Annotated in this window: 17 protein-coding genes; 10 read left to right on the top strand and 7 right to left on the bottom strand. The window is 65.0% G+C overall.

Going from position 1 to position 20,102, the window contains the following annotated elements; translation table 11 throughout:
- The first annotated feature begins 4 nt into the window (after window positions 1–4).
- Genes bcsF through bcsC form a run of 8 tightly spaced genes read left to right on the top strand, consistent with a single transcriptional unit; the run spans window position 5 to window position 12,141 of the window.
- Entirely contained in the window at window positions 5–205 is a 201-nt protein-coding gene (gene bcsF, locus JKV55_RS17225; protein ID WP_202088105.1) for a cellulose biosynthesis protein BcsF, read from the top strand.
- Window positions 192–1,814, top strand: a complete 1,623-nt coding sequence (bcsG, locus tag JKV55_RS17220) for a cellulose biosynthesis protein BcsG (RefSeq protein ID WP_237332970.1) — start codon at window positions 192–194, stop codon at window positions 1,812–1,814. The genes bcsF and bcsG overlap by 14 nt, the downstream gene beginning before the upstream one ends.
- Window positions 1,784–2,005, top strand: a complete 222-nt coding sequence (bcsR, locus tag JKV55_RS17215; protein ID WP_202088104.1) for a BcsR/BcsP family cellulose biosynthesis protein — start codon at window positions 1,784–1,786, stop codon at window positions 2,003–2,005. Before bcsG ends, bcsR begins: the two co-directional genes overlap by 31 nt.
- On the top strand, window positions 2,002–2,718 hold the full coding sequence (gene bcsQ, locus JKV55_RS17210) for a cellulose biosynthesis protein BcsQ (RefSeq protein WP_202088103.1): 717 nt from the start codon (window positions 2,002–2,004) through the stop codon (window positions 2,716–2,718). Before bcsR ends, bcsQ begins: the two co-directional genes overlap by 4 nt.
- Entirely contained in the window at window positions 2,712–5,300 is a 2,589-nt protein-coding gene (gene bcsA, locus JKV55_RS17205; protein WP_202088102.1) for a UDP-forming cellulose synthase catalytic subunit, read from the top strand. Before bcsQ ends, bcsA begins: the two co-directional genes overlap by 7 nt.
- On the top strand, window positions 5,297–7,579 hold the full coding sequence (gene bcsB / locus JKV55_RS17200) for a cellulose biosynthesis cyclic di-GMP-binding regulatory protein BcsB (RefSeq protein WP_237332969.1): 2,283 nt from the start codon (window positions 5,297–5,299) through the stop codon (window positions 7,577–7,579). Before bcsA ends, bcsB begins: the two co-directional genes overlap by 4 nt.
- 3 nt (window positions 7,580–7,582) lie before the next feature.
- On the top strand, window positions 7,583–8,689 hold the full coding sequence (gene bcsZ, locus JKV55_RS17195) for a cellulose synthase complex periplasmic endoglucanase BcsZ (protein WP_237332968.1): 1,107 nt from the start codon (window positions 7,583–7,585) through the stop codon (window positions 8,687–8,689).
- Window positions 8,677–12,141 carry a cellulose synthase complex outer membrane protein BcsC gene (gene bcsC, locus JKV55_RS17190; RefSeq protein WP_202088101.1) on the top strand — a complete coding sequence of 1,155 codons (3,465 nt, stop codon included), beginning with the start codon at window positions 8,677–8,679 and terminating at the stop codon, window positions 12,139–12,141. The genes bcsZ and bcsC overlap by 13 nt, the downstream gene beginning before the upstream one ends.
- A gap of 74 nt (window positions 12,142–12,215) precedes the next feature.
- Here bcsC and glpX read toward each other — a convergent pair whose 3' ends face one another.
- From glpX to ftsY, 6 genes are all read right to left on the bottom strand, one after another.
- The gene (glpX, locus tag JKV55_RS17185) at window positions 12,216–13,223 is read right to left on the bottom strand and encodes a class II fructose-bisphosphatase (protein ID WP_202088100.1); all 1,008 of its coding nucleotides are present in this window, start codon (window positions 13,221–13,223) and stop codon (window positions 12,216–12,218) included.
- Window positions 13,224–13,252: 29 nt separating this feature from the next.
- Window positions 13,253–13,903 carry a carbonate dehydratase gene (gene can / locus JKV55_RS17180; RefSeq protein ID WP_202088099.1) on the bottom strand — a complete coding sequence of 217 codons (651 nt, stop codon included), beginning with the start codon at window positions 13,901–13,903 and terminating at the stop codon, window positions 13,253–13,255.
- 82 nt (window positions 13,904–13,985) lie between these two features.
- Window positions 13,986–14,843, bottom strand: a complete 858-nt coding sequence (gene rpoH / locus JKV55_RS17175) for an RNA polymerase sigma factor RpoH (RefSeq protein WP_202088155.1) — start codon at window positions 14,841–14,843, stop codon at window positions 13,986–13,988.
- 176 nt (window positions 14,844–15,019) lie between these two features.
- Window positions 15,020–15,973, bottom strand: coding sequence for a permease-like cell division protein FtsX (gene ftsX, locus JKV55_RS17170; protein ID WP_202088098.1), 954 nt, complete (start codon window positions 15,971–15,973; stop codon window positions 15,020–15,022).
- Window positions 15,970–16,635, bottom strand: a complete 666-nt coding sequence (gene ftsE, locus JKV55_RS17165) for a cell division ATP-binding protein FtsE (protein ID WP_202088097.1) — start codon at window positions 16,633–16,635, stop codon at window positions 15,970–15,972. Before ftsE ends, ftsX begins: the two co-directional genes overlap by 4 nt.
- Window positions 16,636–18,318, bottom strand: coding sequence for a signal recognition particle-docking protein FtsY (gene ftsY, locus JKV55_RS17160; RefSeq protein WP_202088096.1), 1,683 nt, complete (start codon window positions 18,316–18,318; stop codon window positions 16,636–16,638).
- 132 nt (window positions 18,319–18,450) lie between these two features.
- Between ftsY and rsmD the strand changes: the two genes are divergently transcribed.
- Window positions 18,451–19,047, top strand: coding sequence for a 16S rRNA (guanine(966)-N(2))-methyltransferase RsmD (gene rsmD / locus JKV55_RS17155; RefSeq protein ID WP_202088095.1), 597 nt, complete (start codon window positions 18,451–18,453; stop codon window positions 19,045–19,047).
- Window positions 19,044–19,325: a DUF1145 domain-containing protein gene (locus JKV55_RS17150; RefSeq protein ID WP_202088094.1), complete on the top strand. Its 282-nt coding sequence runs from the start codon at window positions 19,044–19,046 to the stop codon at window positions 19,323–19,325. The genes rsmD and JKV55_RS17150 overlap by 4 nt, the downstream gene beginning before the upstream one ends.
- 6 nt (window positions 19,326–19,331) lie before the next feature.
- Here JKV55_RS17150 and JKV55_RS17145 read toward each other — a convergent pair whose 3' ends face one another.
- Window positions 19,332–19,649, bottom strand: a complete 318-nt coding sequence (locus JKV55_RS17145) for a putative signal transducing protein (RefSeq protein WP_202088093.1) — start codon at window positions 19,647–19,649, stop codon at window positions 19,332–19,334.
- Window positions 19,650–20,102: the final 453 nt, after the last annotated feature.

Raw genomic sequence — 20,102 nt, 5'->3', positions numbered from 1 at the left:
CATCATGATCTACAAGGAAGTAGTTCAAGTTGCCGCCATCAGCAGCCTGTTGACCCTGGCATTGGTTGTGGTGCTGTGGTGGTGGGGCAAGGGGTTCCTGAACTGGTGCCGCGGCCGTCTGTCTCCCCGCTACCTGAAGGCGCGTGGCGTCAGGGTGGCACGCAGCGGCGTGGCAGTGAAAGGAGGCCAGGATGAGTCACGGTGAGTCCGCTCCTGTACCGGGCCGGCCAGGCGGCTGGAGCGGCCTCGGCGGCTGGAATCTGTATTTCTTGCTCAAGCTGGCACTGTTCTGGCTGGGTTACCTGAATCTGCAACCGCTCCCCAACCTGGTGTTTGCCGCCGTGCTGCTGTTTCCCCTGGGGCCGCGGTCGCTGCGGATACTGCGCAATCTGCTCGCCATTCCCGTCGCGGCGGCCCTGCTCTATCAGGACACCTGGTTTCCCCCCTTTACCCGGCTGCTCAACCAGCCTGGCGTACTCGATTTTAGCGGCCTCTATCTGCTGGAGCTGTTGGAGCGTTTTATCAACTGGCAGCTGTGCGGCCTGCTCCTGCTGATAGTGGTGGCCTATATCTACCTGCGGCAGTGGCTGCGACTGACCACCTTCAGCCTGCTGGGACTGGCCTGGCTGGGGATCCAGCCGGTGCTGGAGATGGCGCAACCCGTGGCCGTGGCGCAGGTGCGAACGGAAGCGCCCGCGCCCGCGCCCTCGGCGCAGGCGAATGCCGAGCCGGACAGCAGCATGCTCGATGGCTATTTGCAGGACTTCTATGGCCGGGAGTCCGAACGGGTCGTGGATTTCAGGGGGGCGTCAGAGCCGGTAGCGCCCTTTGACCTGGTGATTATCAATATCTGCTCCATGGCCTGGGACGATCTCGAGGCCGTGGGGCTCAGGGATAACCGCTTGCTGCAGCAGATGGACGTGGTGTTCGATCATTTCAACTCGGCGACCTCGTACAGCGGTCCGGCCGCCATTCGCCTGCTGCGTGCCAGCTGTGGACAAGGTGCGCACGACAGCCTGTACCAAGACGCCCCCGCCCAGTGCCTGTTGATGGATCAGCTGCAGAGCCTGGGCTACAGCAACGAGGCGGTACTCAATCATAACGGGCAGTTCGACAACTTCATCGGGGATATTCGCGCCCAGGGCCAGCTGCCGCTGGCGGCGCTCGATACCAGGGGGCTGCAACGCTCGGTGATAGGGTTCGATAGTTCGCCGATCTGGCGTGATCGGGACGTGCTCGGCGGCTGGTGGCAACGGCGGCTGGGGCGGGAGGATGCCCGGGTGGCCATGTTCTACAACACCACCACCCTGCACGATGGCAACCGCACCGTATTGCCGGATGGCGGTACCCGCCGGGGCGACTACCGGGAGCTGGCGAACCGGCTCATCGATGACTTGACGGTCTTCTTCGAGCAGCTGGAACACAGCCAACGGCGGGTGGTGGTGGTGGTGGTGCCCGAACACGGCGCCAGCCTGCACGGCGACCGGATGCAGATAGCCGGTATGCGTGAAATTCCCAGCCCCTCCATTACCCATGTTCCCGTTGGCATCAGGCTGTTCGGCATGGGCGTCGAACGTGGCCCTGCACCGCAGCGGGTGAGCGAGCCCAGCAGCTATCTGGCCCTGTCGGCCTTTATTGCCCGGCTGCATGACGCGAACGCCGACGCCACTTTGCCCGTATTGCTCGCCGACCTGCCCGTGACGCCCTGGGTGGCGGAGAACGCCGGTACCGTAGTCCTCGACTATGACGGCATCCCTTATGTCCGCCTGAAGGAGAACGGAATATGGCTACCCTATCCGGCCCGTTTCAAGTAACCCAGCGCAGCCGCGCGCGGGCTCGAGATGTGGATGATACCACCCTGCTCGGCCTCGAACTGCAGGAGCTGGCCTATGTCGACACCGCCCGGGAGCGGCAGTGGCAGCAGGCGTTGCGCCGCTGGCCCCTGCTGGCTGAACTGGAGCAGCCGGATTCCGAGGAGCCCGGGATGCTGGGGAGGGTATCTTGATTTCGCTGAGCCTGTGCGGAATACGGGGTGGGGTGGGCACCACCTCCTTGCTGGCGGCCATGGGGCATGCGCTCAATCGCCTGGACCAGCGGGTGCTGCTGGTGGAGCTGTGCCCCGAAAACGTGCTGGGCCTGCATTTCAATCTGGCCGCCCGCGAGGCCGAAGGCTGGGCCCGAGCCATGCTGGATGGGCAGGACTGGCACCGGCAGGCCTGGCAGTTGGCGCCGGGTTTATGCCTGCTGCCCTATGGCAGGCTGGACGAGGCCGAGCAACTGAGGGTGGAGCAACGGTTGCTGGCCAGCCCGCGGGAGTGGAACAAGCGATTGGCACAGCTGGCCGGCCAGTTCGACTGGGTGCTGTTCGACTTGCCCCAGCGTCTGCCCGGGCATGTCGGCAGCATCCGGGGCGATGTCCGGATCCGGGTGCTGGCTCCCGATATGGCCTGCCATGTTCTGCTGCAGCGGCAAGGGGAAGAAGGCTTCTTGCTGGTGAATGGCTACGACTCCGCCAGCCGTTTGCAGCAGGATCTGTTGCTGGTCTGGCGACAGCATCATGGCGAGCGGGTGGTGCCCGTGGTGGTACACCGGGATGAGGCCATGGGGGAAGCCCTGGCCTGTAAGCAAAGCGTCATCGGCTACGCGCCCCAGAGTCTGGTGACGGAAGACGCCATCAGCTTGGCTACCTGGTGCCTGAGCCGGGAGGCGGCATGCTAGCCCGTTATTTCCCTTATGGCGATTTGCGACGGCAACGGGGCGCCGCGCCCGCCACCGCCCTGTTGCTGGCCGGTTGCCATGCCTTGGCCTGGCTGTTTCTGCGCCTGGAGCAACCGGGCTGGCGCCTGGTGAGGGAGCAACTGGAGGTGTGGTTTCCTCACCTGAACCGGCAGCGGCCCCGGCCGGGCGATCCCCTGCGCTATCTGATCCAGGGGGCCTGGCTGTTGCTGGTGGCGCCGTGGCCGGCTCGGCGCCACTGGTTGTTCCGCACCGGCTGGCGCCGGCTGACGGCGCTCTACGGACGCCTGGCAACGGCCGTACGCCTGCGTATGGCCGCTCTCCCCACGCCAGCCGCCGGCCATCCGTTGCGGCGAGGGGGCCGGCACTGGTGGCACGGGCTGCCCCCCTGGGTGCTGCCCTGGCTTTACGGCGTTATGGGTGTGCTCGCCGTGCTGCTGGCCGGGCTCTGCGTGACCCAGCCGTTCAGCTATGCCGGCCAGTTGCTTTTCGTGTTGCTGCTGTGGGGGATGGCCATGCTGGTGCGGCACCTGCCCGGCCGTTTTCCGACCCTGCTGATGATAGTGCTGTCGACGCTGATCTCCTGTCGTTACCTGTGGTGGCGCTACAGCTCGACCCTGAACTGGAACAGCGCCCTGGATCTGACGCTGGGTCTGATCCTGCTGGCGGCGGAAACCTTTTCCTGGCTGCTGCTGGTGCTCGGCTATGTGCAGACCTGCTGGCCGTTGCGGCGCAAGCCGGCGCCGCTGCCCGGCGATAGTCGCCGCTGGCCCAGGGTCGACGTGATGATCCCGACCTATAACGAGCCGCTGGCGGTGGTGCGTACCACAGTATACGCCGCGCTGGGGCTCGACTGGCCCGGGGACAAGCTGCGCATCCACATCCTGGATGACGGCCGGCGCGAGGAATTCCGCCGTTTCGCCGCCGAGGTCGGTGTGGGCTACATCACCCGGCCCGACAACCGCCATGCCAAGGCGGGTAACCTCAACCATGCCCTGGGTTGTACCGACGGCGAACTGGTGGCGATATTCGACTGTGATCACGTGCCGGTACGCTCCTTTCTCCAGCTGACGGTGGGCTGGTTTTTGCGTGATCCCCGGTTGGCGCTGGTGCAGACGCCCCATCATTTTCTGTCGCCGGACCCCTTCGAGCGCAACCTGGGGCTGTTCCGGCGGGCGCCCAACGAGGGGGAGCTGTTTTACGGTCTGGTACAGGACGGCAATGACATGTGGAACGCCACCTTTTTCTGTGGCTCCTGCGCCGTGCTGCGCCGTACCGCCCTGGAAGAGGTCGGCGGGGTGGCGGTGGAAACCGTGACCGAGGATGCCCATACCGCCCTGCGCATGCATCGCCGGGGCTGGAATTCGGCCTATATCCGCATTCCGCAGGCGGCGGGTCTGGCGACCGAGAGCCTCTCTGCCCATGTGGGTCAGCGTATCCGCTGGGCCCGCGGCATGGCCCAGATCTTCCGGATCGACAACCCGCTGCTGGGGCGGGGCCTGGGCCTGTTCCAGCGACTGTGTTATGCCAATGCCATGTTGCATTTTTTGGCGGGCCTGCCGCGCCTGGTGTTTCTGCTCGCCCCCCTGGCGTTCCTGCTGTTGCATTCCTACATCATCTACGCCCCGGCGTGGATGATAGTGCTCTACGTGTTGCCGCACATGATCCATTCCAGCCTGACCAGCGCCCGGATGCAGGGCCAGTATCGCCGGACCTTCTGGGGCGAAGTCTACGAGACGGTGCTGGCCTGGTACATCGCCCGGCCGACCACGGTGGCCCTGTTCAACCCATCGAAAGGCAAGTTCAACGTCACCGCCAAGGGCGGCCTGATGGCACACAACCAGTTCGACTGGATGATTGCCCGGCCTTACCTGGTACTGGCGGCGCTCAACCTGCTCGGCCTGGGGTTCGCCGTCTGGCGATTCTATAGCGGGCCCCAGAACGAACAGGGAACGGTGCTGCTCGCCTCGCTCTGGGTGCTGTATAACCTGCTGATCATCGGCGCGGCCATGGCCATCGCCGCCGAGGTCAAGCAGGTGAGGCAAAGCCACAGGGTGCAGATCAGGCTGCCCGCCGGGATCAAGCTGGCCAGTGGCCACCTTTATCCCGGGGTGCTGCTCGACTACTCCGACGGGGGCGTGGCCGTGGAGCTGCCCCCCTCCCTGCTGTTGCCGGTGGGTTCGGCGGTGTCGCTGCTGCTGTACCGGGGCGAGCAGGAATTCCAGTTTCCCGGCGTGGTGAGCCGGGAGCGGGGAGGGGTGGCCGGGATCAGCCTGGGAAGCCTGAGCCGGCAGCAGAAGATCGATTTCGTCCAGTGTACCTTCGCCCGGGCCGATGCCTGGCTCAACTGGCTGGACGACAGGGGGCCGGAACGCCCGCTGCAGAGCTTTATGGCGATGATCCGGGTCGGTGGCCAGGGCTACTGCCGTCTCTACCAGTTCATGCCGCCCTGGCTGCACCTGCTGCTCAGCCCGCCGCTGCGGCTGTGCACCTGGCTGGGGAGCTACCTGCCGCGCTGGCCCGTGCCGTCATCATCCACTTCATCAAGGGGAAGCCACTCATGAGCCGATATCGTCACTTTTCGATCCTGCTCCTCGGCCTGCTGGCCATGGGCCGCCTGAATGCCAGTGACACTCCCGCCGGCGCCGCACCGCCGGCCCCTGAGCCGGTACCCAGCTGGACGGTATCGCGCACCTTCGGGCAGCTGGATCAGCAGAAAGACCAGCTGCTGTTCGGTCTCCAGAACAACCGGCAGATAGAGTTCACCCTGCGCCGGGATCGCATCGCCAGCGAGGCCGAACTGACGCTCGACTATACCCCGTCGCCCGCCTTGTTGCCGAACCTGTCACACCTGCGCGTTTACCTGAACGAGGTGCTGATGGGCACGGTGGCGATTGAACGCGAGCAGCTGGGAACCAGAAACCGTCACCAGATGACGCTGGACCCCCGGCTGATCAGTGATTTCAACCGGGTACGGATAGAGTTTGTCGGCCATTATCAGGACCTCTGTGAAGATCCTGGCCACAGTGCCCTGTGGTTGAACCTGGCGCAGGACAGCCGCATCAGCCTGCGTGAGCAGGCCTTGGTACTGAGCAACGATCTGGCGTTCTTCCCGCGGCCCTTCTTCGACAAGTGGGATGGCGACAAGACCAGGGTCAACATGGTGTTTGCCGCCGATCCCAGCCTGGGTGAGCAGCGGGCCGCCGGGATCCTGGCCTCCTACTTCGGCAGCCTGGCGGGCTGGCGGGGCACCGAGTTTCCGGTGTGGTTCGATGAGCTGCCGGTCGCCGGCTCTGAGCCCGGGACGACCCCCTCGGTGGTGTTCGCGACCAACGACCGGCGACCCGCCGCGGTGACGGCACTGGATCGCTTCCTGCCGGTGGCGGCGCCGGAAGTGGCACTGATCGACCATCCGGCCGATCCCTTCCGCAAGGTGATGCTGGTACTGGGCCGCCACGATGAGGATCTGGCCGTGGCGGCCAGGGCCCTTGCCCTGGGCGGCAAGCTGCTGCGCGGCGACCGGGTGAGGGTGCTCGAGGCCCAGCCGTTGCAGCCCCGCCGGCCCTATGACGCGCCGAACTGGATAGCCACCGATCGGCCGGTGAGCTTTGCCGAGCTGATTTCCTATCCAGAGCAGTTGCAGGTCCATGGCCCGCAGCCGGGGCCGATCACCCTGGAGCTCAACTTGCCGCCGGATCTGTTCGTCTGGCGCAACCAGGGGATACCGCTGGAGACCCAATATCGTTACACCCCGCCCTCGGTGGACGACGACTCACGCCTGAGCATCAGCCTCAATGAGCAATTTATCACCAGCCTGCCGCTATCGGGCAGCCACCACGGCCGGCTGGCGGCACTGGGTCTGGCGGTCACCGCCCGGGAGACGGCCAATGCCAGCAACAAGCTGCTGGTGCCGGCGCAGAACATGGGCGCGAAGAACCGACTCCGCTACGACTTCAGCTTTGCCAGCACCTTCGGCGGCGCCCAGCCGGATCGCTGCCAGACGGTGCTGGCGGTCGATACCCGGGCGCTGATCGACGAAGGCTCGACCATCGATCTGTCCGGCTACCATCATTTTATCGCCATGCCGGATCTGGCGGCCTTTGCCCGCAGCGGCTTTCCGTTCAGCCGGATGGCGGATCTGTCGGAGACCCTGGTGCTGATACCGGCAACAACGACCGCGACCCGGCTCGCTACCCTGCTGGAGACCCTGGCCGGGATCGCCGCCGAAACCGGCTATCCGGCCCTGGCGCTCAGGCTCAGTGACGACTGGAACGAGGCGCGGGAGGCCGACGCGGATCTGCTGGTATTCGGGACCCTGCCGGAGTCGCAGGGGTATGACGTCGAGCTGGCCGACGTGCTGCAAAAGCCCGGTGCCTGGCTGTTGCAGGGGGCGGTGTCGACCCCGCAGGCAAGGCACCAGGCGAGGCGACGCCTGGAGCAGGGGGCGTTTCCGCCCGAAGCCAGGGTGGAAGTCCGCGCCCGGGGGCCCCTGGCGGCCATCGTCGGTATGCAATCCCCCTATGCGGCGCAGCGCAGCATAGTGGCCCTGCTGGCCAACGACGAAGCGGATTTCCGGTTGTTGCGCGCCACCCTGGGCGACAGCCGCCGCTTGGCGGCGGTATCGGGCTCGGTGGCGCTGGTCCGCGCGAGCGGGGTGGAGAGCCAGCTGGTGGGAAGCCAGTACTATGTGGGCTATCTGCCCTGGTGGCTGAAGATCTGGTTCCTGCTGTCCAGTCACCCGGTGCTGCTGGCCGGTTTGACGGTGCTGTGCACCCTGCTGGCCGCCTTCCTGCTGTGGCGAGCCCTGCGCTGGGCGGCGCACCGCCGTCGGCATGAGGCGTAAGTCATGAAAGCGGCGCTGTTCCTGCTGATGCTGCTGGCGATGCCGGTTTCCGCACAGGAGCCGCAATGCGTCTGGCCGGCCTGGGAGCGGTACAAGGCGGCCATGATGACCGAAGACGGCCGCATCATCGACCATTCCTCACCACGGGCCATCACCACCTCCGAAGGGCAGAGCTATGCCATGTTCTTCGCCCTGGTGGCCGATGACCGGCACAGCTTCCGGCGGCTGCTCGACTGGACCATAGATAACCTGGCCGGCGGCAATTTGAGCCGGCAATTACCGGCCTGGCTGTGGGGACGCGACGAAGAGGGGCGGTGGCGGGTGCTGGATGACAACAATGCCAGCGACTCCGATCTGTGGATTGCCTACAACCTGCTGGAAGCCGGTCGCCTCTGGCAGGAGCCGGAATACAGCCGGTTGGGCACCGAGCTGTTGTGGCGTTCGGCCGCCCAGAGCCTGCGCATGCTGCCCGGCCTGGGCCTGGCATTGCTGCCCGGTACCCTAGGCTTCGAGTCGGCGGAGGGCTGGCGGCTCAACCCCAGCTATCTCCCCCCGCAGTTGCTGCAACGCTTCGCCGCCCAGTCCCGGATATGGGCGGAGCTGGCAGAGACCAGCCGCCGGCTGCTGCTGGAGGGGGCTCCCCGGGGGCTGGCGCCGGACTGGCTGCGGTGGCAGCCCGGAGCAGGAGTGGCGGAGGCAGCCGAGCTGGCCGGCGGCAGCTATGATGCCATCCGGGTTTATCTGTGGCTGGGCATGCTGGATGAGCGCACCCGCGGCGCGAGCGAGTTGCTGGCGCATTTCACGCCCATGCTGGAGCATACCGCCGCCGACGGGTGGCCGCCCGAGCGGGTGGACCGGCTGAGCGGCAGCGCCAGCGGTACCGGCCCGGCGGGTTTTTCCGCCGCCCTGTTGCCGATGCTCAGCCGCGACCGGCGTTTCGACGCGGTGTTGCAGCGCCAACTCGAGCGGCTGCGCACCCAGCCACCGGAAGCCGATGCCTACTATAACCAGTCGTTGCTGCTGTTCGGCCTGGGCTGGTACCAGGGGCGTTACCGTTTCGACCAGGAGGGCCGGCTGCAGCCGGCATGGGACAGCCTATGCGAACAATAGCCCTATTCCCCGCTTGTCTGGTACTGCTCAACACCCTGGCGGTGGCGCAGCCCGTTTCACCGGAACAGCAGCGGGAGTGGCTGCTTGAGCGGCTGCGCACCGGCCAGGCGATCTACCGGGACGACATAGTGCGTGACGCCCTCGGGCGGCTCGAGCTGATTGCCCCCGACCATCCCGACGTGGTGCTGACCCGGCTGTCGATGCTGCTGCAGGCCGGAAACCGGCAGGAAGCCGAGCAACTGCTGCACGAGCTGCGCCGGCGGGGAGCGGATGACCGCCTGCTGCGCCGGGGCGAGGTGCTCCTGACGCTGCACGACCGGGACGGCCGGCTCCAGTTGCAGCAGGCGCGCCTGCTGGCGGCGAGCGGCCAGACGGACAAGGCCGTGGCACAGTATCAGGCCTTGTTCGGGGACGAGCCGCCCGATTTTGCGCTGGCGCTGGAGTATTGGGGGCTATGGAGCGCCGTGGCCGGCCAGCGGTCCGCTGCCGTGGCCGAGTTGCAGGCCCTGGAGCGGCGTTATCCGGGCAATATAGAGCTGCGTAAGTTGTTGGTTAGACTGCTGTTTGCCGAAGCGAGGCCCGATGAGGCCCTGGCCCTGTTGGGGAAGTTGGCGATGGATCCGGGTGCCCGCGACAGTGCGGCGGAAACCGAGTTCGGTTACCTGCACGAGTTGCCGGTCGGCCAGGAGAGCGTGCAGGGGTGGGAGCGCTTCCTGCGGCGTTATCCCGATGCTCCCCTGGCGTCTTCGGCCAGCGAGCGGCTGCAGCAACAGCAACGCCTGCTGGCCGATCCGGCCTGGCAGGCGGGCCAGCGGGGAAGGTCGCTGGTGGAGGCCGGGCGCCATGCCCAGGCCGAGGCGCCGTTGCGCCAGGCCCTGCGTCGTTATCCCGAAGAGGCCGGCCTGCACGGCGCCCTGGGACAGGTGCTGATCCAGCAAGGCCACTATCAGGCCGCCGCCAGCGCCCTGGCCGAGGCAATGCGGCTGGAGCAGAATGGCTACCTGATCAGCAAATGGCAGGAGCTGCACAACTACAGCCACAGCCTGATCTGGCTGCAGCGGGGGGAAGCGGCGCTGGCCGCGGGCCAGTACGAGGTGGCCCGGCAGGCCTACCGGCGGGCCCGTGGGCTCAGGCCCGGGGATGTCGAGGGCCTGCTCGGCCTGGCCGAGCTCGCCCTGGCCGAGGGCGACGACCGGGCGGCGGAGCGATGGCTGCAGCAGGCGCAACGGGAGCGGCCCAACCATGACCGGCTGCTCTATGCCCTGGTCGATTTTTACCGGGAGCGGGCGCCCGAGCAGGCGATGGCGGTGCTCGATGCCTTGCCGCCGGCACGGCGCCTGGATTTTTCCGCGCTGCGCCATCGCGTGCAGCTGGACTGGCTGGAACGGCAGATAGCGGCCGCGCTGGCCGGTGATGACCGGAACGCCGCCACCGCCTTGCTGCAACAGGCGGTGGCATGGGCGCCGTCCGACCCCTGGCTGACCTATCGCCTGGCGAATTTGCTGGTGGAGCAGGGCCGGCTGAACAGCGCCGACGACCAGTTTGTCCGGCTGCTGGCCTGGTCGGGTGGCGGGCCGGAAGTGCGCTATGCGCATGGCCTCTACCTCTCCGCGCAGGAGCGGGATCCGGAGGCGCTGGCGACGCTGCGGGCGATTCCCGGGGCGGAGTGGGATCAGGCCATGGTGGATCTGGCCGCGCGGCTGGAAGGCCGGCAGCGCCGCACCCGGGCCCAGGCCTTGCGCGATGCCGGCGACGGCGAGGCGGCCGAGGCGTTGCTGCTGGCGCAGCCGGGGCCGGAAGCGCGGCTCATGCTGGCCGGCTGGGCTTACCAGGACCGGCGCTACCCGGACGCCATGTGGCACTATCGGGAAGCGCAGCAACTGGCACCCGGCAGCGTGGAGGCGGCCCTGGGGCAGGCCGAAACCCACTTGGCGCAGGGCCAGAGCGACGCGGCCCGCGCGCTGCTGGCGCGACTGGAATGGCCGGCCGATGCCGGCCTTAACGCCCGCCGCCGCCACGCCAACCTGCTGGCGGCGACCGGGGAGGGGGAGCGGGCGGAGCAGGTGTTTGCGCAACTGCTTGCCACCGAGCCGGACGATCCCCTGCTGTATCGGGACGCGGCCCGCTTTCGGGCGAGCCGGGAGCCGCAGCAGGCCCTCGCTATGTATGCGCGCGGCCTGGCCGCCGCCGGGCTGCTGGCACCGGCGCAGGCCAACTCCCGTGACGATCGGGCCTTGACCCGGGCCAGCCGGCCCCAGGACCAGGACGGTTGGCTCGAATCCAGCCTGCGGGCGGACGTGGCGCGGTTGTACCTGCAGCAGTCCCCGACCGTCCAGCTGCAGCATAACCTGGGCTGGCGCACCGACAACAATCCCTCCGGGGTGTCCGATCTTCGCCTGCAGACCAGCATGTTGCGTATCGAGGTTCCCCGGGGCGCGGGCCGCTGGCTGATGCAGGCGGAACGGGTCCAGCTGGAGCCTGGCCGGCCGGAGGCGCGCGATAAGTTCGGCAGCTGCAATTACAGCCTGGCCGGCTGCCGGTTCGACGGACTCGACACGACCGGCGCCGGTCTGGCGGTGGGATGGGAAGGGGAGCGCTGGTCCTGGGACATAGGCCATACCCCCTTTGGCTTCGAGCTCGCCAGCGGGCTGGGCGGGGTGAATTACCAGGGCGACTGGCGCGACTGGGGATACCGCTGGACCCTGTCGCGCCGGCCCATGAGCAATTCGCTCGTTTCCTATGCGGGGGCGGTGGATCCCGTGACCGGCACCGCCTGGGGGGGGGTGACCGCCAACGGCGTGACGCTGGGGCTCAGCCGGGATAAGGGCGAGGCCGACGGCATCTGGTCCAGCCTGGGAGCCCACAGCCTGCGCGGTCAGAACCTGGACGCCAATTATCGGCTGAGCGCCATGGGCGGCTATTATTACCGCCTGGTCGACAAGGCGGACGAGCGGCTGAGGGCCGGCGCCTCGCTGATGTATTGGCATTATGGCAAGGACTTGAGCGAAGACACCCTGGGGCAGGGCGGCTACTACAGCCCCCAGCAGTATCTGTCATTCGGCCTGCCGCTCGGTTATGCCCGGCGTGGCGATGACTGGTCGGTGGCGCTGGAAGGCTCCCTGAGCTGGTCTTACGCCAAGTCCGATGGTGGGGATGCGCTCTACCTGGACGACACCGCCGCGCGGATACTGCAGGCCGGCGCCAGCCCCGATCCGCAGGCGGATCAGTTCAATAGCGCATCCCGCAGCAGTGGCCTGGGAATGCGGCTGCAGGGGCGGGCAGAGCGCCGGCTGAGCGATCACTGGATACTGGGCGGCGGCATCAACTGGCAGCACAGCCGCAACTACGCGCCGGGCCAGGCCTTCCTCTATCTGCGCTACAGTTTCACCCCCTGGCAGGGCAGCCTGCCGCTGCCGGTAGAGCCCGTCACGCCCTATGCCGACTGGCGGTAGCGTTGCCGCCGGCAAGGGAAGGAGTCAAATAAAAAAGGGATGCATTCGCATCCCTTTAGCCGATTTTTCGGACGTTACAGGATAATATCCTGCAGTGCCCGGTCCTTGCGCGACAGGATATGGGTCGAACGGATGCGGCGGATGGTGCGCGACTTGCCGCGGATCACCAGGGTTTCGGTGTGGGCATAGTGGCCGTCGCTGCTGATGCCTTCCAGCAGATCACCCTTGGTAATGCCGGTGGCGGCGAAGATGACGTTGTCGGTGCGGGCCATGTCTTCCAGCTTCAATATCTTGCCGACCTCGATGCCCATCTGCTTGCAGCGCTCGATCTCCTGCCGGCCCAGTTCCAGGTTTTCCTCGTCCGGGCCCTTCACCTCATAGCGCGGCACCAGCCGGGCCTGCATGTCGCCGTCCAGGGAGCGTATCACGGCGGCGGAAATCACCCCCTCAGGGGCGCCACCCACCCCGTAGAGCATGTCCACTTCACTTTCCGGGATACAGGCCAGGATGGATGCGGCCACGTCGCCGTCGGGAATGGCGAATACCCGCACACCCAGGGCCTGCATGGTCTTGATCGCCTTGTCGTGGCGCGGCTTGGCCAGGGTGATCACGGTGACGCGGGACAGGGGCTTGTTCAGTGCCTTGGCCACCGCCTTGATGTTCTGCTCCAGGGACTTGGTCAGATCGATGGCGCCTTTGGCGCCGGCGCCGACGATCAGCTTTTCCATGTACATATCGGGGGCACGCAGGAAGGCGCCCTTCTCACCCACCGCCATCACCGCCAGGGCGTTGGACTGGCCCATGGCGGTCATGCGGGTGCCTTCGATGGGATCCACCGCGATATCCACCTCGTCACCGCCCAGACCGACCTTCTCACCGATATAGAGCATGGGCGCCTCGTCGATCTCGCCCTCGCCGATCACCACCTCGCCGCTGATCTCGATTTCGTTCAGCACATGACGCATGGCCGCCACGGCCGCCGCATCGGCGATGTTTTTGTCGCCCCGGCCCAACCACTTGTAGCCCGCCAGGGCGGCCGCTTCGGTCACCCGGGAAAATTCAATGGCCAATTCACGTCTCATGGAGTTTTCCTAAATAATTCAGATAGTCGCTATTTACCCAGGATCCGCTGGCGGAAGATGCGGTAGACGTCGGGGAGCTGCTCCACCCCGGTCACGCACACGTCCAGATCGTGCAGCTTGCCGTCCTTGATGCCGTACACCCAGCCGTGCACCGACAGCGGCTGGCCGCGTTTCCAGGCGTTCTGCACTATGGTGGTGTGGCACAGGTTGGCCACCTGCTCCACCACGTTCAGCTCGCACATGTAGTCTTCCCGCACCTGCTGGTCTTCTATCGCTTCCAGCGCTTCCTGGTGTTTGTAGTAGATGTCCTTGATATTGCGCAGCCAGTTGTCGATCAGCCCCAGCTCCTTGTTCTGCATGGCGGCCAGGACGCCGCCGCAGCCGTAGTGGCCGCAGACGATGATGTGTTTCACCTTGAGCGCTTCGACGGCGTATTGTACCACCGACAGGCAGTTGAAGTCCGTATGCACCACCAGGTTGGCCACGTTGCGGTGCACGAACACATCGCCGGGCAGCAGCCCGGTGAGCTGGTTGGCGGGTACCCGGCTGTCGGAGCAGCCGATCCACAGGTATTCGGGGGCCTGCTGCAGTGACAGCTTCTCGAAGAACGTCGGGTCTTCGGCCTTGATTTGTTCGGCCCATTCCCGGTTGTTGTCGAACAGATGCTTCAGAATTTTCATGGGGGCTATCCTGCTTTCCAATGGTTGATATGCTCACGGAAAAAAGGCCCCATCGGGGCCTTTTCCACTGATTTGTTATCGCTCAGGCATCCATGGCGGCCTTGAGTTTTTTCAATGCGGTTTTCTCCAGCTGGCGAATGCGCTCGGCGGAGACCCCGTACTCGTCGGCCAGGCTCTGCAGCGTGGTCTTGTCGTCTTCGTCCAGCCAGCGGGCCTGGATGATACGCTGGCTGCGCTCATCGAGGGCGGACAGGGCGGCGCGTAAACGACGGTTGGCGCTCTCTTCCCAGTTCGCCTCTTCCACCTGGTGGGCCACATCCGAGCTCTTGTCTTCCAGATAATGCACCGGCGAGAAACTGGTGTCCTTGTCGTCGTCATCGGAGGCCAGGTCGAAGGCCTGATCCTGGGCGCTCATGCGCGACTCCATCTCCAGCACCTCGGTGGGCGACACCCCCAGGTCCTGGGCGACGGTTTCTACTTCCTGCTGGTTGAACCAGCCCAGCCGCTTCTTGGACTTGCGCAGGTTGAAGAACAGCTTGCGCTGGGCCTTGGTGGTGGCCACCTTGACCACCCGCCAGTTACGCAGCACATATTCGTGGATCTCGGCCTTGATCCAGTGTACCGCGAAGGACACCAGGCGCACGCCCACCGTGGGGTCGAAGCGCTTGACCGCCTTCATCAGGCCGATATTGCCTTCCTGGATCAAATCCGCCTGGGGCAGGCCATAGCCGGAATAGCTCTTGGCGATGTGCACCACAAAGCGCAGATGGGACATGATCAAGCTACGGGCGGCACCGAGATCGCCGTCATTCTGCAGCCGTTCGGCCAATGATTTTTCTTCTTCCGCGCTGAGCACGGGAATGGTATTCACCGCCTGGATATAGGCCTCCAGGCTGCCCTGGGGGACCAGGGAAAAATGGCGCTGAAAATCTGTCGTCATCAAACTCGTGTTCATTACATGACTCCGTATCAAACGGCTGCGGTTCGCACCCTGCAATGACCTGGGTTGTCTGGTTCCGTAGGCAACGGGCTGCGGAAAATGTATTTATCTTATACTAAATGTCAAGCCGGATCGCCTTTCGCTGCCCATTTCAGACCACAAACAGCGGTAAAGGTTCAGCCCGGCTCTATCGCCCTGATATGGCGTCGCACCGAAAAGCCGGAAGCCAGCAGGCTGAGCAGGGTGCCGGTCAGGATCAGCCACAGGCTTTCCCGCAAGCCCAGCCCCAGCAGGTGGAAGTCGCTCTGGTACAGGGCGGCCAGGGCATTGACCTTGTGGCTGAGCCAGAACACCATCACCAGGGTCAGCCACCAGGCCAGCAGGCCGCCGATAATGCCGTACCACAGGCCGACATATAAAAACGGCCGCTGGATGAATCCCTCGGTCGCCCCCACCAGCTTCATCACTTCAATTTCGTAACGGCAGTTGAGAATATTGAGCCGCAGGGTATTGCTCACCACCAGCAGCACCCCGGCCAGCAGCAACACCGCCATGCCCACCACCGCCTGGCGCAGCAGGTCCACTATGCCCGACAAGCGGGCCAGCCAGGCCATGTCCAGCCGGGCCGTAGCGACCGCCGGCTCGGCGTGTATATCGGCCAGCAACAGCTCGGCCGCTTCCGGCACCCGGCCGCTTTCCGACAGATTGAGGATAAACACCGCGGGCAGGGGATTGTCCTCCAGCAGCGACAGCGCCTCGGCAAAGCCGGCGGCGCCGCTGAAATCAGACAGGCCCTGCTCGGGGCTGATGTAGGTGATCTTGTCGATCTCTTCCATTCCCCCCAGGCGTTGTTGCAAGTCGGTGATCTGGGCCGCGTTGACCCCCTGCTGCAGGTAGAGGCTGATCTGGGCCTGGCTCTGCCAGAACTGGCTCACCGACTCGGCATTTTTCAGCAGCACATAAAAACTGGCCGGCAACGCCAGGCTGACCCCCAGTACCGCTATGGTCATCAGCGAACTCAGGGGGGTACGCCACAACTCCCCCAGACTGGCGAACAGCTGGCGCAGGTGATCCACCCAGTACATGGCCAGCCGCTGGGGCCAGGCCAGTTTGTGTCCTTGCTTGCTCATGCGGGCTCCTCCGCCTGCATACGACCGGCGTTCAGGGTCAGGGTGCGGTAACGCAGGGAATTGATAAGGCCGGTGTCGTGGGTGGCGATCAGCACGCTCACCCCCACCCGGTTGAAGGCCTCGAACAGGCGCAGTATCTCCATCGACAGCTCCGGATCCAGGTTACCGGTGGGTTCGTCCGCCAGCAGCAACGACGGCTTGTTGACGATGGCCCGGGCGATGCCGACCCGCTGCTGCTCGCCGCCGGAAAGCATCGGTGGAAAATAGCGATCCTTGCCGTGCAGGCCGACCTTGTCGAGCGCCGCCGATACCCGCCGGCGGATATCCTGGTGGCTGTAGCCCTCGATCACCAGCGGCAGCGCCACGTTGTCGAACACGGTGCGGGCATTGATCAGGTGATGATCCTGAAAAATCATGCCGATACGCCGGCGCACATAGGGAATATCGCCCCGGCGGATGCGGCTGACGTCCTGGCCATTGAAAAAGACCTGGCCGTCGGTAGGTCGCTCCATCACGCTGATCAGCTTGAGCAGGGTACTCTTGCCGGCGCCGGAATGGCCGGTCAGGTACGCCATTTCTCCTTTCTGGAGGTGAAAGCTGACCCTCTGCAGGGCCTGAAAGCCGCCGCTGTATACCTTGCTAACCTGCTCGAAGCGGATCATTTATTCTTCCCGGCTAAAGAGAGCGTCGATAAAGTCTTTTGAGTTGAAGGGGCGCAAGTCGTCGATTTTCTCGCCCACCCCGATGTAGCGGATAGGAATACCAAACTTGTCGGCCACCGCAAAGATCACCCCGCCCTTGGCGGTACCGTCCAGCTTGCTCAGGGTAATACCGGTGATGGGCACGGCCTCGTTGAAGATCTTGGCCTGGCTCAGGGCGTTCTGGCCGGTGCCCGCGTCCAGGGTCAGCATGATCTCGTGCGGCGCGGCGGCATCCACCTTCTGCATCACCCGCACGATTTTCTTCAGCTCCTCCATCAGGTGCGCCTTGTTCTGCAGGCGCCCGGCGGTGTCGGCAATCAGCACGTCTATCTTGCGCGCCTTGGCCGCCTGCACCGCATCGAAGATCACCGAGGCGGCGTCGGCGCCGGTGTGCTGCGCGATCACCGGTATCCGGTTGCGCTCGCCCCACACCTGCAGCTGCTCCACCGCCGCGGCACGGAAGGTATCGCCGGCGGCCAGCATCACCGATTTGCCTTCGGCCTGGAACTGGCGCGCCAGCTTGCCGATGGTGGTGGTCTTGCCCACGCCGTTGACGCCCACCATCAGGATCACATAGGGCTGGTGTTCGCCGTCGATCACCAGGGGCTTGTCCACCTTGGCCAGGATCTCGCCCATTTCCTCCTTCAGCAGCTCGTACAGCGCTTCGCCGTCCTTCAACTGGCGACGGCTGGCCTGACGGGTCAGGTTGTCGATGATCGACATGGTGGTTTCCACCCCCAGATCGGCGGTGAGCAGCTGGGTTTCCAGCTCCTCGAACAGCTCGTCGTCGATCTTCTTGCCGCGGAACAGACCGAAGAAACCGGACCCCAGGTTCTGCCGGGTCTTGAGCAGGCCCTGCCTGAGGCGGGCAAAGAAGCCCGGCTTGGGCGCCTTGGCCGCTTCCGCCTCGGCCCGGGCGGCTTCCTCGGCCAACCGGGCTTGCTCTGCCGCTTCCTCTTCGGCCGCCAGACGGGCCTCTTCTTCTACGGCTTGTCGAGCTTCTTCCTCTGCCCGCACGGCGGCTTCCGCCGCCAGGCGGGCCTGCTCCGCCGCTTCGGCTGCCGCCGCCAGACGGGCCTGCTCCGCCGCTTCGGCTGCCGCCGCCAGGCGGGCCTGCTCCGCCGCTTCGGCTGCCGCCGCCAGGCGGGCCTGCTCCGCCGCTTCGGCTGCCGCCGCCAGACGGGCCTGCTCCGCCGCTTCGGCTGCCGCCGCCAGGCGGGCCTGCTCCGCCGCTTCGGCTTCCGCCGCCAACCGGGCCTGCTCCGCGGCCTCGGCTGCCGCCGCCAACCGGGCCTGCTCCGCGGCTTCGGCTTCCGCCGCCAACCGGGCCTGCTCCGCGGCTTCGGCTTCCGCCGCCTGCCGGGCCTGCTCCGCGGCTTCGGCTTCCGCCGCCTGCCGGGCCTGCTCCGCGGCTTCGGCTTCCGCTGCCAACCGGGCCTGCTCTGCGGCTTCGGCTTCCGCCGCCAGACGGGCCTGTTCTTCCGCCTCCCGTTCGGCCAGAGCTCCTTCTACCTCCGCCACGCCGGCTTCGGCCTCCGGCGCAATGGCCGACTGCTCCGTCGCCTGTTGTTCTTCTGCTGTGTCCCGCTGCTCTTCTTTGTTCTTGCCAAAGCCCAGCCAAGAGAAAAAACCTTTTTTCGCCATCCTGCTCTTACTCGCTTGTATCGGGGAGGAGATTAGTTCTGGCCGTTGCCCGGCCCCTTCATTAGAATACCCGCCCCTTAGGGGTGCAAAACCGCCTTATACTAGCATTTTATTGAAAGACGGCGAAACGAGATGGCAAAAGCAAAAACGGGTGGTGCCACCGCCTCGGGCCCGGGGCAGATTCGCCTGATCGGTGGTCAGTGGCGGGGCCGCAAGCTGCCGGTGCTCAACAGTGAAGGACTCAGACCTACCTCAGACCGGGTAAAGGAAACGCTGTTCAACTGGCTGATGTTCGACATCCGCGGTTGTCGCTGTCTCGATCTGTTCGCCGGCAGCGGCAGCCTGGGTTTCGAGGCCCTGTCGCGCGGCGCCGCCGAAGTCGTGCTGGTGGAACAAGACGCTAAAGTGGCGCAGCAGTTGCGGCGTAATCTGGCCAGCCTGCCCGGAGCCCGGGGGGAAGTGGTCAATGCCGATGCCCTCGATTATCTGCAAACGCCTGCAACCCCCTTCGATCTGGTGTTTCTGGATCCGCCGTTTCACCGGGAGCTGCTACCGGCTGCCTGCAGATGGCTGGAGCAGGCCGGCTGGCTGAGCGATGCAGCCAAAATCTATATCGAGCGGGAGCAAGGACCCGCTTCCCCGCCATTGCCCGCCAACTGGCGGTTGCTGAAAGACAAGCAGGCCGGTCAGGTCTGTTATCAACTTTATCAACGGGAGCATGTGGAATGAAGGTGTTGAATATACTGATGCGGCTGGTCATGCTGGTGTTCTGGGCTGGCATTATCTATGCGCTGACCGGGCCCGAGATCGAGGAGGTCGGCTCCATGCCGATGATCCTGGGCGGCGTGGTACTGTTCATGCACCTGCTGCAGATGCTGATGCTCAAGCAGGCGGCCCAACTGCTCGGCCCCACCCTGAAAGACTACCTGGAGGTGCTGGTATTCGGTTCTTTTGCCATGCATCGCCATCGTGCCCGCTTGAAGGAGCTGATGGAGCAGGCGCGCTAACGGGCGTTATTCTTCGGTGTCGGACTCGTGTCCGCACTGCCAGCAGATCTCGAAACTGGCGGCGTTGCTCTCTCCGCAGCGCCGGCACCGCCAGGAGCCAGGGCTCCCCCGCCGATATTTTTCCAGTATAAGGCGGCTTAGCTCCAGATCCCGGGGGTGGATAAGCAGGGTCACTTCCACCGCGTTCATCGGCAGTTCCCCCAAGGCACCAGAGAGAGCCTCGCCCTGCAGACAGACCTCGATGCCGGCCACTTCCAGTGCGCCCTTCAGGGTATGGGCCTCCAGGCTGTTGGCCGCCTGATATACCGGGATCCACTCGCTCATCGCTTTCCTCGGGAGATCGCAGATAGAAAAAGGGGGTGACATCATGTCACCCCCTTTTGGGTTGTCGTATGGTTAATCCTTAAACCAAGTTGCTCCCTGCAATCCTTGACATTACCTTATCCTTAAGGTGTTCCTCTTCCCGATCCGTCGGTGTGTCCTGGTCATCCTGACCGCGGTTCATCCTGAGCCGCTCGACTGTCTCCGTCCTGGGAGGTGTCCCTTACCGCATCCTGCGGTGTTCCTTTCGCCTTTCCTGGCAGCCCGTCTTCCTGACAGACTTCCTTGCTCCTTGCCCTTCTAACTATAGAGAAGTTTGAGAATCCCTCAAGGCACCAGACTCGCAGAAAAGTTCAACTCATTCATGCAAAAACATATATCACATTGATAATAAAATGAAAAATACGTGTTTTACCGTAAAATTCCCTATATAAAAACGTTTTCTCCAGCCCTACA

The organism is Zobellella iuensis (genome assembly GCF_016746085.1).
Classification (GTDB): domain Bacteria; phylum Pseudomonadota; class Gammaproteobacteria; order Enterobacterales; family Aeromonadaceae; genus Oceanimonas; species Oceanimonas iuensis.
Note: the sequence above shows the minus strand (reverse complement) of the source record. Positions and strands in the feature narration are given on the sequence as shown.